At 72.6% G+C, this 15,258-nt stretch carries 1 pseudogene; it reads left to right on the top strand.

The features are described 5' to 3' along the window. Positions 1–271: 271 nt before the first annotated feature. Positions 272–15,258: pseudogene (locus ACZ6O2_RS35145) on the top strand (hypothetical protein); the annotation flags it as partial.

The raw sequence follows: 15,258 nt of genomic DNA, 5'->3' as shown, positions 1-15,258 counted from the left end.
CAAAAAACGAAAAGAGACGAGTAGGACAACCCCCCCCTCTCCCCCCCCCCCTTTTTTTTTTGTTTTTTTTTTTTGGGGTTTGGGGGGGGGGGGGGCCCCCCCCCCCCCCCCCCCCCCCGGGGCCGCGGCCGGTCGCGCCATGAAAGCGCCCCAGGTGCAGGTGCCTCACATCGGTCTCACGTCGGACGGAAGGCCAGTCCTGCCGGTGGAGCCGAAACCGGGTGGGGACACGTCCACGGGGGACCAGACTGGGGTCGACGATCCGAAGGCTGTGGGTACCGGCACGCAGGCCCTGCCGCCCACCCCGCCGCTGCCGGCATCGAACCTGCCCACGCCGCCCACGCCGAACCTGAACCTGCCCAGGCCGAACCTGGACCTGTCGGTGCCGTCGTGGTCGATGCCGTCGTGGTCGATGCCGGCCGCGCCGGCGCCGGAGTGGGTCGTGGCAGCTGGTGTGCCGGTGGTCGAGCAGTGGCAACGGTTCCAGCAGGATCTTGTGGACCGCTACGGTGGGCTGCTGGCCGGGGTGGCTCAGGCGGAAAAGAGCATGGCCGCGCTTGCCGTGCCGATCGAGCGGATTTTCGCCGAGTGGGTCGACGCCCGGCAGGGTGATCCCGCTGTTCCGGCTTTCCTGTCCGCGGTCGGTCTGCCCGGCACCGCGCTCACCGAGGAGGATCTCACCGGTGTCCGGGAGCGGGCGGTGGCCCGGATGGCCGAGGCGTTGGCGTCCGCAGGCGAGCAGATCCCGGACGAGGTGCGGTCGGAGCAGGTGATCGCCGCGCTGCCGGCGGCGTTCGACCGGGAGGCGCTGGGCGCGGGCGCGCACCTGGCCGCCCAATACCACATCGACCGGTACCTCGCCGCTGGCACGCCGTCGGCCGCTGGCACGCCGTCGGCCGCTGGCACGTCGGGGGGCGCCGGCGTGCCGGCAGGCGCCGGGGCGGCGGTACCGTCCGCTGCCGTGCGCGCGGCGGTCGAGCTTCAGGTGGAGCGAAGCGTCCGTGCGATCCTCGGTACCTCCGCACTGCCCCCCGTGCTGCCGGCCGTGCTGCCCGCTGAGGTGGCCAGCCCCGACGCCGCGCAGGTCAACGCCGTGGCGAACGTGGTCCGACAGGTGATCACCGACCTGCCCGCCCGTTTCACGGCCGCGACCATTCCCGACACCATCGCACCGCACACCATCCCGTCCCCCGCGGACACCCCGGCAAACCGGCGTACCGACGTGCCGACGGTGCCGGTGAGCCCTGAGCACCTGGCAATAACCCAGTTCGACAAGCTGGCCGAAAAGTACGGCGTCAATCCGGCCAACCACGACTTCCCCGAATCCTTTAAGCGGGATTGGGTCAACGGATACCACCAGGTACTCGCCCAGGCCGCCGGCAGCGCCACGCCGGCCACCCCCAGCGAGCCGGCTGCGCCCAGCGCGCCGGGCACGTCCGGGGTGCCGGCTGCGCCCAGCGCGCCGGGCACTCCGGGCACGCCGAATGCGGCCGGTGCCCGCAGTACGGTGCCAGGTGGCGCTGCCCCCGGCGCCGACGGCACGCCGAACCACCACAACACCAGCGACGCGGCGTCGGACAGGGACTCGTCCGTCTCCAGCGTGTTCAGCGGCGAGGGCAGCTCCAACGACACCATGACGGTCAGTCACCTCTCCTCGCTGGACGAGTCGATCAGCCGCGACCCGGTCAAACGCGACTTCAACGACGGGGATTCGGTCAATGGCGTGTCGTCGCTCGACGAGTCGGACAATGGTGAAGCGGCCAAGCGCGAATTCAGGGACACGGACCCGTTCAGGGACGCCTCCTCGCGGGACGGGTTGATCAGCGGCGACCCGGTCACGCGCGATTTCGGCGACAGAGATTCGTTCAGTAACGTGTCCTCGCTGGACGAACCGGTCGGTGGTGGCCCGGACGGACGCCGCGAGCCGGCCATCACGGCACCGGAGCCGGCGGTCGCGGCGGCCGGGCAGGCCGTCGCGGCGGCCGAGTCCGCGCGGCGGGTCGCCGACTGGGTCGATCAGACACCGGTGGGCTCCGACAACAGCCGCGACCCGTGGTGGTGGTGCGTGCAGGCCACCCTCGACGCCTACACCACCGCGTACGGACGGCCCGGCAAACGGAGGGTACTCGACGACCGAATCATCGGACCCGACGGCCGACCCGCACCCACCAGGAACTGGCCGCAACTCCTGGACATCCTCGGCGCGACAGACGAGCGCGTCGCCCACCCCGACGGAGTCAGACCGGAGGACGTGCTCGCCGCCCTGCGAGCGGCACCGGGATCGATGGTCGTGGTCAGGGACGCACCACCCAACGAACCACAACACGTGTTCGCCCTCCACAGCCAACCACAACCATCCGGACCACCGACCATCAAGGTGCGCGACGGCCTGGTGCCCGGCGCCGAGGACCGACCCGAACCGTCCGATCCGGAAGGCGACCCGTGGCTCCGACACCTGTTCGCATCGAGCACCCGAATCGCCGTGTTCGACAGCACCGGGCGACCCACCACCATCACCGACCTTTTGCCCGACCGCACCACCGCACACCCGCGGCCGATCACCACGACCCGCGTCGACCCCAGCGCCATCCTGCTCGCCTCCACCACCACACCCCGCGGCCCGTCCCAAGCCATGCAGGCGGAGCGCATCTTCCCCGAGCTTCCCCTGGTCCGGTTCGGCGTGCCCCGCGACGGTCTCGACCTGTTGTCGGCGCTGATCGTCTCCGAACCGGCCCTGGTCCGCACCGCGCTGGGCGCGCGGCTTCCGGCGGACCTGCGGGGGTTCCTGTCCGATCCGGCCGGGGTGCGGGCCGCTGTTGCCGAGTCGGTTCGTACCGGGGTGCCGCAGGGGTCCGAGCTTGGTCGGATCACCGAGTTGTTGCGGGACCACGTGTCGGGCTATCTGGAGGAGAACGCGGGTCGGTTGCCGGCGGACGTGACCGCGCAGCGGCTCGCCTTCCGGCCGCAATACGAGCGGGACGTGGCGGCGCTGAGCCCCGACCAGGCGCGGTGGCGTCTCGGTGACCTGATGGACGCCGGTCTCCTGGACCCGGACACTGGGCGGGCACGTCTCGACGAAATACGGGGGAATCCGGCGGACGCCGGCCGTCACCTGTTCGAGGTGTTGACCGACCCCGATCGCCAGCTCGACCCTGAGGAACTGGCTGCGGTGAAGGCTGCCGTGACTGACTGGGCGAACCTGTCGGACACCCCGGCCGGCCAGTTCCTGGCACCGTTGCTGGCGCACGCGACCGGTGCCGGGATGCAGATTTCCCAGGTCGCCCCGGACGGGGTGCAGCCGGTGGGCGGGTACGGCCCGGCCGGGGGCACCCCGGTCAGTCTGGCCCCCGTGGCCGCCGATCCGGATCGGCCGGGCGTCCACTTCGACGCGTTGGTGCCGGAAACCGCTGCGGCGGTCGAGCCGTCGGCCGTACCCCCGCAGCAGCTCGCGCTGACCCCGCAACCGCCGGCACCGGTTGCCGAGGACAGTCAGCAGCAGGTCGTCCGGCCGGCCGCGTCCGCGGACGCGCCGCTGGTCGTGATGGCCGAGGGGCTGCCGGAGAACCTGCGGCTCCAGCGCGCGGTGGGCGGTGTGCTGCTGCACGATGGTGGCACCGTGCCCGGCCCGATCAGCTCGCGGGTGTTGGCTCCGACGGGTCCCGGCCCGGCCGTTCTGCTGCACTCCTCGGTGCTCGACCCGGACCGTCTCGGTGCCGCGCTGGCCGGGTTGCGGGCGCAGGACGCCACCATGGCTGTCCTGCACTGGCCGCAGGACCAGCCGGTCAGCGTGGCCCGGGCGCTGGAGGTCACCGCGCAGGCGCTGGGGCAGTCCTCGGCCATGCTGTCGGTGCCCCGGTCGGCGTTGCGGGACCGGCCGGTGCCCAGCCCGCAGGTCGTCCCGTTGGACGCCAACGGCGAGGTGACGTTCTTCAGTGGGCGGCCGGAGCGGTATCTGTTCCTGCCCGAGAGCGCCGGTGCACCGCGCCGGCCCGCCCCGTACGGGCTGATCGAGCAGTCGCCCGGCGTGTACGGGCTCGGTGACGGTTGGGTGGTGTGGGACGGCGGTAGCCATCTGTGGATCGGGCCGGAGTCCGAATTGGACGGGGCGCGTCGGTTGCTGCCGGACACCGGTGGCTGGCTGGCCGAGCCGGCGGTGTTCCTGGGCTGGCGGGCGACCCCGCTGCCCGAGCGGGTACGCGACCGGGTCGGTCGGATCTTCGGGGGCATGCCGGCCGCGCCACCGACGCACCTCATCACGTCGGGGTTGGGGCTGGACCGACGTACTCTCGTCCCGTCGGAGGTGTCCGGCCTGCCGGCCGGGGTCCAGCTGAGCCACGTCCCGGGTGGGGTGCTCGCCCACACCGGTCCACGGCCGCCGGCCGGTGCCACGACCCTGCACTGGTCCGACCTGGCCAGCCCGGACCGGCCCCGGCTGGTGGTGGACGAGTCGGTCGGCGACCCGGTCGCTGTCGTGGAGGCCGTCCGTCGGGGGCTTCCGCCGGGTTCCGGCCCGCTCCAGGTGTTCGTCGCGCCACCGGCCACCAGCACACCGGGTACGCCGTCCGGTGCGGTGGCCGCTGCCCGGGTGGCGGAGCTGTTGCGGGAGCGGTTCGGCGGGCGGCTGGAGGTGGTGTTGCCGGTCTCCGTGGTGGGCCGGCAGCCGGCCGGTGTCGACGAGCTGATCCCGGTCGACGCCCGGGGTCAGGAGACCTTCCCGGCCGCCGCGCACGCCTGGCGGGTGCCGCTGCGTCCGGCACCGCCTCGGCAGCCGGGGCCGCTGGGCCTGCGACCGGCTGCCGCCGGTGGGTTCGAGGTGTACCGGGGTTGGACGGTCCGGGAGCACACTGGGGTCGTCCTGTTCGCGCAGAACGGCACCAGCCCGGACACGCTGTCCCCCGATGCCCTGGCGGCCCCCGCGACCGGGGTGGCCGTGGTTGTCCAGTCCCGGGGTGGTCCCATCCCGCGCGAGGTGGCCGACGCGGCCGCCCGGCTGCTGTCCGGTGTGCCGGAGGCCGACCGGGATGTCCGGGTCTTCGGCAACGAGGCCAGCGCCGGACCGGCCGCACCCGATCCCGACGGGTCGTCTGCGCAGGCCCCGGCGCGGCCGGCCAACCCGGACCGGCGGGCGCTCGCACTGGGTGACCCCAAGGCGGCGTTGCCGGACCTGGACCGCATCGAGCAGGGGCTGCGCGCGGAGGCGACCCGGCGGGGCGTCACCGTGGGGGACAACGAATGGGAACAGTTGCATGAGCGGCTGCTCAACAACTACCCGCAGGTGGTCTCCGCAGACGGGTACCTGTTCACGTTGGGCGGCATGGAGGTGCGGGCCCGCCTGCGGCCGGACGACCCGCAGTTGGTGTCGAACCCGGCGGGTTCGTTCGACACGGAGACGCCCGGGCCGTCGCTGGACGACACCGAGGGCCTGACGAGTGAGAACGGCCGTTTCCACGCCAACCAGTTGACCCAGGGTGTTTTCCAGACGGGTGCGCACAGCCAGTCGGACGGGGCCCCGACGCGGGCGGTGCGGTTGCGGGGTGACTTCAACGTCGACGTGCCGCTCGGCCCGACGACCCACTTGGGGCCCCGCTTCAACGCCACCCTCAACAAGGTGGACCAGAAGTCCGCCTACCTGATCGACGCGGAGAAGGGTCGGGTGTTCGACACCCGCGCGGATTCGACGTTCTACTCGTACAAGCCGGGGTGGTTGATCGAGGCGCGCGGCGACGAACAGCCGTGGCAGGCGGTGGAGGTGCCGGAGCCGCCGGACGGGCAGGAACCGGCCCGGCTGGTGGTGGCGATCCCCGATCACCTGCTGGAGAACGCCGGCGAGCAGGTGGTCGCCGACCTGCCCGAGCACATGCGGGACAACCTGACGCGGGTCCCGGAGCTCTTCTCCGCCAGCAACATCACCGGCCTGAACGAGCTGTACGACCTCGTCATCGACCGGCTGCGCGCCGACGGCTTCGACATGTCCATCGAAAGTCCGATGCGCAACGAGTTGCAGCGCAAGCTGTGGAACCTGGAGACCCACTTCGACGAGGCGGTGAACAACCGGCGGACGCCGGAGACGGACGGCGACGCCGGCGCGCTGACCCGGGGCTACGCGTTCACGTTGCACGACGACGGGTACGCGGCTGCCAGCATCCGGGTCTACGGCCGTCGTCTCGGCGGCTCCGTGCAGGTGGGCCTCGGCGGCGGCTCCACGCGGGTGGGCGCCAGCAGCGACAAGGCCCACATCGAGCAGGTGCGTACCGGCATCGTGGGGCAGGGCGGCGAGTTCACCCTCCAGCAGTCCGCCGGGCTGTCCCTCGGTGGCGCGGTAGACCTGCCCTTGGCCAGGCGTCTCGACGATCCACAGGTGTACAAGGAGAACGCCAAGCTCGGTCTCTCCGCCCGTGCGGGAATGAGCTGGACCAGCAACGACGGTGGTGGCGTCACGGTGGCGTCGCTGAACGTCGTGGTCGGCCGGTACACCGGTCAGACGGTCGGCCATGAGGTGCCGTTCGAGTGGCACGCCGAGGTAATCACCTCCCGCCGGCCGCGTGAGTGGCCGCATCCGACGCCGGTGGTGAGCGGGTCGGCGGTGCTCCGGATGTCCGAGCCGGACGCTTTCGACCACGGGTTCAGCGTCGACGCGGACGCCTTCGCCCCCGATCCCATGCCCGGTCTTGCGGACGGTGACCTGGCGGTGGTGCCGGCAGGCGGAGGACCCCGGTCGGTGCCGCACGACCAGTGGCGGCAGCGGCTGCGCAACACCGGTGTGCACCCGGAGGACACCGGCGGTAACGTGCTGCCCCGGCACGTCCTCGAGGGGCGGGGCCTGCTGGGTCAGTCCCTGCCAAGGATCGACAAGCCGGCGGTGCGGCAGCTCCGGGCCGGTCTCATGCGGGTGCTGGCCGACGAGGGGTTCCTCCCGGCGGACCCGGACCGGCCGTGGGCGCACGGGAAGCAGAGCCGGCCGGCGACCCCGGATCCCGGTACGCCCCTGGAGGAACGGCCGCTGCTGGGTCGGATGGTCGACGGGGTGCGGGACGCCTACGACGAGGTCGTCCACCGCGACACCGACGCCGCGATCGACAACCTGGACCTGTTCATCAAGATGGTGAGCGGCGACGGCCTGGAGTCGCACTTCGACCCGCTCGGCCAGGACGGCGCCGCTGCCGTCGACGACCCGGACGCGCCCGCCCCGAAAGCGGGAATGCCGCTCACCCTGCACAGTTGGCGCAACGGGGTGATGCGTACCGCCGAGGTGACCGTCTACGCGATCCCCCGGATCTCCGCGGACGTCGACGCGGACGGCAACTCGGTGCACTTCGAACGGCTCAGCGACGAGGTGAGCACGGTCACCCTCGGGATGTCGCTCGGCATCGCCGGCCAGGGCGCGAGCGGCAACCAGGGCTGGTTGGCGGAGGCCGGGGTGAACACCGCGATGCCGCCGAGCGTCAAGGAGCTCCGGTCCGTCGGACTCCTCGGCGGGTCGGTGAGCCGCAACGTCGGCGCCGCCGAGCGGGTGACCCGGGTGGTCAACCGGCCGGAGCTGAAGGAGACCAGCAGCCGGGTGATGTTCGTCAACCTGCCGTACGACCTGGGCTTCGTGGTCCGGATCAGCGACCGGGCCACCCCGATCGTCTCGCCGGAGCTGATCCGCGCCAACGTGCACGCCGCGCTGCTGAAGTTCAACACCGACCCGGCCACCTTCAGCGAGGTGGCCCCCGGCGACACCGAACCGTCGGTGCTCAACCAGGGCATCGTGTACTTCGTCGACGCGCACGGCCTGCACGCCGCGGCGCAGGACCAGTTGCCGCAGGAGCTGACCCAGGCCGGCCAGCCGATGACCGGGCCGGTGGCCAGTCTGACCAACCACATCACCTTCCAGTCGCGGTTCAAGGAGGCCGTGCTCGGCCAGTACGGCGCGACCACCCTGGTCGAGCCGGGCCTCGTGGCGAACACCAGAGCGGCGCTCTCGATCAAGGTGCCCCGTATCCGGGGGGCGCGGTTCGTCGGAGCCACCCCGGACCAGTACGTCACCGGCCTGATCGAGCTGTACCTGGCCGAGACCGTCAACGTCGCCAACCGGTCGTTCGCGAAGGTGTTCAACCTGCCCAACATCGGCCTCGGCCACGACTTCGGCCCGCTGAAGTTCAGCTTCGGCGAGTCGGCGGGCGTGCGGTTCAGCGAGAACGAGTCGGCGGAGAACAAGCGCGTCGGCGGCCTGGAGATGCTCAAGCTGGCCTTCGGCCGGGGGTACGCCTTCGAGGCGGAATACGACATCAACGTCCGCGCCGGCATCCACAAGCAGGTCGGGTTCGTCGTCAGCCGGGTCAGCGTGCCACCCGGAGCCGACCTGCGGGGCCGCATGATGCAGTTCATCCTGCCCGAGGCGGAGGCCCTGGCGCAGTACGCGGCCGGAAAGCTGCCGATCAGCGATGTGCAGCTGCTCGACGCGATGGGCCGGTGGTCCCGCGGCGAGTTGGTGCTCAGCGGCAACACCGTGGCGGGGCTGCTCAGCCGGTGGCGTGGCGAACTGGCCGACCGCGCCGCCAGCCGCACCGCCGCCGGTCTGCCCGACCTCGGCACGTACCTGATCCAGCACCGGGTCCAGACGTGGGCGCACACGCTCGCCGACCGGCACGTGGACCTGGCCCAGCGCGGCGCGGTGCTCGACCCGCGCCGCCGCGCGCAGTTCACCACCGACTTCGGGATCACCCTGGACCCGAACGTCAACCCGTTCAGCGCGCTGACCATGCCGCCCTACCTGACCCGTACCGGTGACCGGACGCTGGGCCACGCGGGCGTCGACGAGGTGACGCTGTTCACCGGGCCGGCACCGGCCGACGGCGGGCCACGCCCCACCACGACCGTGCTGGACGCCGTCCGGGAGCTGGTGGACGCCGGCCGGCCCGGGCTGCTCGGCGCCAGCCACGACAACTGGCCGGGGGCGGGGACCAGTTGGGGCGTCCTGATGGTCTCGCCCGACGAGTCGGTGGTCGGCGCGCTGCCCGGCGGCCTCGAAACGCTCCAGTCCACGCTCGCCGGCCAACGCGCCAACATCGTGTTCGCCGACATGCTGCACCGCTACAACGGCGTGTCGTTCTACCTGGTCGACCAGCGCAACCCGGTGGCGGCCCAGATGTTCAAGCTGGAAATCTCGGCCACCCTGGGAGACAGTCCCTGGTACGCCGACTGGGTTGCCGACTACGGCATCGAGAACTACGAGCACGCCTACGGCGCGACCGCTCGTATCATCGGGCAGGCGCTGGGCTGGAACCTCATGCCGGCCAAGTTCGGCTTCTCGATCGACGGCGTCCCGGTGTCCACCGCCGGGTCGCTGTCGTTCGCGCCGAGCGGGGGGCGCGGCGTCAAGGGCGCCGCGCAGGTCGTCCGGGAACGGACCGTCTACGACTGGACGGGGCATTACCTGGCCAGGGCCCTCATCGGCCTCACCCTGAAGTTCAGCCGGGTGCACATGCACGGCTGGCAGCCGAGCTACCTGGTGAACCACGTGATGACGGCCCTGAACGACGCGGCGGACTGGGCGTTGCACCACGCGCCCGCCGGTTTCGCCGACTGGGTCTCCCTCGCGCCGGTGGAGCCGGTGCTGACCCGTCACTACGAGGGGCGGATCGACTTCAAGGTGCCCCGAGGGCTGGCCGAGGCCACCCCCGTGCCCCGGTCGCCGCAACTGGACCTGCGCGCGCTGCCGTCGCTGCCCGGCGACGCCTACGTCAACGCCCTGGTCGACGACCTCTACCCGGCCGCCCGGCACCTCATGGGCAACGTGCTCGGCTCGCACGCCAACGACCCGGCCTACCGGGGCAGCGTGGCGCTCGACGGCCTGCTGTCCCGGCTCAACGTCGACAACCACCTCTCCGACGGGCTGGGCGACGGCGGATACCTGCTCGGCTCGCACCTGTTCGTCGCCGGCGCGTCCAACAACCGGGTCGCCATGCGGATGTACGTCAAGCTGCACTCGCTGGAGATCATCAGCAGGCTCACCACCACCGGCACCGGCCGATACGCCAAGTTCGCGTCCACCACCTCGGCCACCCAGTCGCGCAACCGGTGGCGGCCCAACCTCGACGCGGAGATGTCCTACGGTTTGCCCCCGTTCGGGACGACGAACATCGGCGTGCAGGAGGACAAGACGGTCGCCGGCAAGATCTCCACCGGCGCGAACCGGACCGCGCCGGCCAGCCACAGCGCCACCTTCGACGACACCAAGCGGCTCGAGAACCACCTCAAGATGCAGGGGGTGACGTACCTGGTCCGGATCCGCACCCAGGCCCGTTTCGTCGCGGTCCCGCACTGGCACAGCGCGTTCCACCGCGACGCCGGCCTGGCGCCGATCGGACCGGAGCGGTTCGAGGCCGACGACGCCCCCGGCACCGGTTGGATGAGCGGCGACGGGTTCTACGAGATGTACGCCGACGAGGTACACAAGCTCCAGCGCGCGCTCTCCGAACGGTACGACTGGAAGGCGAACAACCCGGCCGGCTGGCCCGCACCAGCGGCAGACGCCCCCACGATCGGCCTGGAGGGTCTGCTACAACGCGCCACCCCAGCGGGTATGGCCGCCGCCCCGGTCGCCGGCCGTGTCATCGACGCCGGCACCTTCGACCCCCAACAGGCGCCCCAGCACGCGGCCCTGCTGATCCGTGACCAGATCGGTAACCACTACGACCCGGTCAGCCCGCTCCGGCTGACCGCCAGCGCCGCCGAGCAGACCCGCCGCCGGTACGAGGTGACCTTGGACTGGGCGGTGGGTCACCTCCAGCGGCTCAACGCCACGCAGCAGGCCACCGCCGGTCTCGCCGAGTTGAAGGCCTGGAGGAACCGGGTCGGCAAACTCGCGGTCGGCGCCGCGCCGTCCGCAGCCGACGTGCGGCAGTTCAACGAGCGGATCCCGGAGATCGTCGAGCGGGTGCAGGATGTGCTGCCGCCGGGCTCCGCGTCGGTCACCCCGCCGGAGGTGGTGGAACTGCTCGCTCAGGACCCGCGCACGGTGGCCCGGGTGGTGGCGTTCGAGCTGAAGACCCACCTCGACCTGACCGTCACCGACGACCAGGGCGCGGCCAGCCGGTACCGGATCGACCCGCAGGGCTGGATCACCGAGCTGCGGGAGGGCCCGGACGGCACGTTCGCCCCGATCACGGCCCCCGAGGTGATCTTCGACCTGGACCGTGACCTGAAGCTGCGGGCCGACGCTGCCGGGATTCGCCTGCGGCGGCAGATGGCCACCTACCACGAGCTGCTGGGGCGCACCCCGGTGCAGATGGACGCCGCCGCGGAGCTGGGCCCGGAGCTGGAGACGCACATCCGGCAGGCACGCGCCGACGCCGACGACCGCGCCCGCGAGTGGATCACCGAGGGCCTGCCCGCCCGATCGGCGAACCCCCTCGCGGGCCACGCTACCCGGCACGACACCGACACCCCGCAGACGCGGGCCGGTCAGGCACGGCGGCTGCTGGCCCCCGCCCTGCCCCCGGGATGGACCACCACCGGGCCACTACCCCAGGCACCGGACACGCTGCGCCCCGGTACCCGACTGTGGATCTCCCGCCCCCAAGGCGCCGCCGCAGCACGTGTCGACGCCGACGGCACCTACCGGCTCTACGACCCGTTCGCCCTCGGGACGGCCGAGCGGACCCTCGACGACCAGCAGTTCCAGGACGTACTCGCCGGGGCGCAGGCCGTCACCCTGGCCGAGCCCGACGCGCTGACGAGCTGGCTGCTCCACGACGGCAACTGGGCGGCGTCCCGGCAGTTCGCGGAAGACAACCTCGCGGCGCTGCGCGCCGACCCGACCGCGGCGCGGCTGGCGCAGGACCAGCAGGCGCCACCCCCGGCCCCGCCGGCCCAGCCCGACTCGACCCGGCCCGAGACGGCCCCGGCGCCGCCCGGCGATCCGGTCCTCGACCGGCACCAGGCCCTGCTGGACGCGATTCGTGCCGGACAACTGACCGCCGCCTTCGACTACCTCGACGCCGCCGACGCGGCGGCCCGCCACCGCGTGCTCGCCGACGCGGTGGCCGCGGTGGCCGCGGTGGCACCGACCGACCCGGCCGCGCCGGCCGGGCTGCGGGCGCTGGCCGACCTCGTCGACGCCGACCCCCGGGTCACCCAGCCCCGGCCGGAGCGGGAGGCCGTCTCCGACGCGGGCATCCTGCGGGCCGTGGCCGACATCCTCGACCCGGCCGTCGGACCACTGGACACCTTCCGGGCCATCGCCTCCGCCGCGTGGACCATCAACCCCCAACAGAACTGGCCGGAAACCCTGCAAGACCTGGTCGACCGGCTGCCCGCGGCACCCGACCGCGACGACGTGGCGACGCTACGCGCCGCGCTCCCCGCCGACGAGCGGATGCTGTACCACAACATCAACCTGCTCGACGACCTGGCACCGGACGCCGCCGCCAGGCTGACCGCGTCCGGGACGACCGCGACCGCCCTGGCCGAGGCGTGGCGGAACGTCTCCACTCTCGACGACCTGACCTCAGCGTCCGCCGCCTGGGCCGGGACGGTGGCGGCCGCCCCCCTGCCGCCGGCCCACGTCGTGCACCATTCGATGCCCCCGGCATCCGCCGCCCTCGACCAGTGGCTCGACAGCAAACTGGACGACTCCCGCACCTTCCTCGACGATCACCGGGCGGACCTGCTCTCCGACCGGGCGCACAGCGAGCTTCAGATCCGCCGGGCGGGACTGCCCCACGACGTCGACCTCGCCGCCCGGGACGCGCTGCTCACCCTGGCCCGCTACGGCCACCTCGACGACGGGTACCAATACCTGCTCGGCCCCACCCCACCCACCCCGGCCCCGGCCGGGACCCCGGCCCCGGTGCCTGCGCCGGCCCCGGGGGCGCCGACCGGGCGGCAGGAGATGCTGACCAACCTGCTGGCCCGGCCGGATCTGGCCGACCCGGCCGCCGTGTCGGCCCTCGGTAACCTGGCCGCCACCCTCGACGGTCCGGTCGACGCCGTCGACGCGGCGATCCTGCACCTCACCGCCGACACGCTCGCCGGCCTGAACGTTCCCGACACCGCCGTCACCACGCTGGTGCGCGACGCCCGTCAGACCCTCTCCGCGCCGCAGCGGCAACAGTGGGCCGAGACGATCCGCAACCTCGCTGACAACGCCACCGGCACCCGTGGGCCGGCACTGCGCCACCTCGCCGATCGGCTGTTCACCACCGCACCGGATCCGGATCCGGCCCCGGACGCTCCGGATGCCGAGGCTGCCCGGGTGCGGCAGGTGACGCGGGAGCGCCTCCAGGAGGCCACCCAGGAACTCCAGCGCACCGTCGACGACCTCGGCCAGGCGCGCCGGAACGACCGCGACGCGCAGGGCGCCCGGGACGCCGCAGAGGAGTCGCTCGACGCCGCCAGGACCGCCGTCACCGCCGCCGAAGGCGAACGCGCCCGGCTCGAGGAGAACATCGGCGACCTCAACCGTGCGATGCCGGGACTCGAAACGGAGGTGACGCGACGAGAGGGGTTGGAGTCAGCGGCCCGGCAGACGGTCGACGACCTCGCCACCAGCCAGGACGAGCCACGGCTGGCCGCCGCCCAGGCAGAACTTCTCCAGGAGCAGCGGGAACTGGACACGGCCCGGACGGCGCTGGAGAAAGCCACCAGCGACCTCCGGGACGCCGGACAGAACCTCGACCGGGTCCGCTCGGAGCTGCCGGACCTGCGCCGGCAGGTCGAGACCGCGAGCGAGGAGTTCCGAGCCCGCGACATCTCCGCGCAGGCGCACACCAACACGGTACGGATGCTCGACGAGGCCAGGACGGCCCGCGAGGCCGCCCGGGACGCCGCACAACATCAGGTCGACGCGATGGCGTTGCCGGTCCCACCGACCCCACGCGGCACCCCCGTCATGGACATCGACGCCGCGCTGGCCGACATCGCCCGCTCCGGCCACGGCCGGTCCGCCGTCCAGGAGCTGGACCGCTCGGTACGCGCGCAGCACGGTGGCACGCCCCCGGCGCGCGTGGTGCTGAGCACCGACCCCACCCGGCAGGCCGACAACGCCGCGACCGCCCCGGCGGACGAGACCGCCGTACACGAACTGGACCGGGTGCAACTCGCCCGGGACCTCGCCGTGAGCCTGGACACCCCGGTCGAACTGCGGGTCTACGGTGGTAGCACCGCCGAGCCGCCGTACCTCGCCTACCCGGGCGGGGAGGTGGTGCGGCTGGACGCCACCGGCCGCCCGGAGACCCTCGACGACGCCGTGCGCCGGCTGCCGCCGCCCCTCCAGGCCGCTCTGGCCCCGCACCGGGGCCGGCCCGATGTGGAGTCCCGGCTGAAGATCCTGCACGAGGCGGAGATCGAGTCGCGGCACGACTTCGCCGCGGCCGTCGCCGCCCTGGTGGAGCACCTGAACCGGTACCAGGGGTACCTGGCCCACCGGTGGTTCACCCAAGCCGTTCCGCCGGTCGACGCCGCCGGCCTACGAGCATTGGCCAGTGGCCTGGACACCGCGGCCTGGCCGGCACCCACCGGCACCCCGCCGGCCGGGCCGGTGGAGACCGGCCACCCCGACGACATGGCCACCGCCTGGTTGGCGTACACCCCGCAGCGGCGTGCCGAGATGATGGCCGACCTGCTGGACGACGCCCCCGGGCTCGGGTTCACCGTGGGCAGGCCGACCCGCGACCTGCCGGCCGATCAGCGCCCGGGTACCCGGGTGCTGGCCGTGGCCGGGTCCACGGCCGCCGCCGGCGTGGTCCTGCCCACCACGCAACTGCACTGGTACGAACCCGCCCGCAACCAGATCCACACCGGCAGCATGCAGATGCTCGGCACCTGGGCCAAGGCCCGGGCCGGCGAGGACGCGGGACCGGACGACATCTGGTACATCGTGCTGACACCGAACGGGACCGACAACCCGCGCGACCCGTCGGCCCTCGCGCGCCACGTGGACGTGGCAGCGCGGACCACGTCGACGTCGACCCCGCCGGTCGAGCCAGACCCTTCCGCGGACGTGGCCGGTGCGGTACGCGGTGATGTGTCGTTGCCTGGTGGTGCGGCGGCGTCGTCGCTTGGTGGGGTGCCTGGCAAGCTTGGCGAGCCGGCCGTTGCGGCAACTGGGCCGGCCGTCGCGATGTTCGAGTCCGGGCAGCGGGTCGCCAACTGGGCCGCTGCGGAGCAGGTGCGTCCCGGCAGCAGCGGCGACCTGTGGTGGTGCGTGGCGGCCACGCTCGATGTGTTCCAAACCGAGTACAAACGGCTGGGCAACCGGGCGGTGTTCGACGA

This window comes from Micromonospora sp. NPDC048040 (assembly GCF_055587185.1).
The sequence above is the reverse complement of the archived record's forward strand: the minus strand, read 5'-3'. Positions and strand labels throughout refer to the sequence as shown.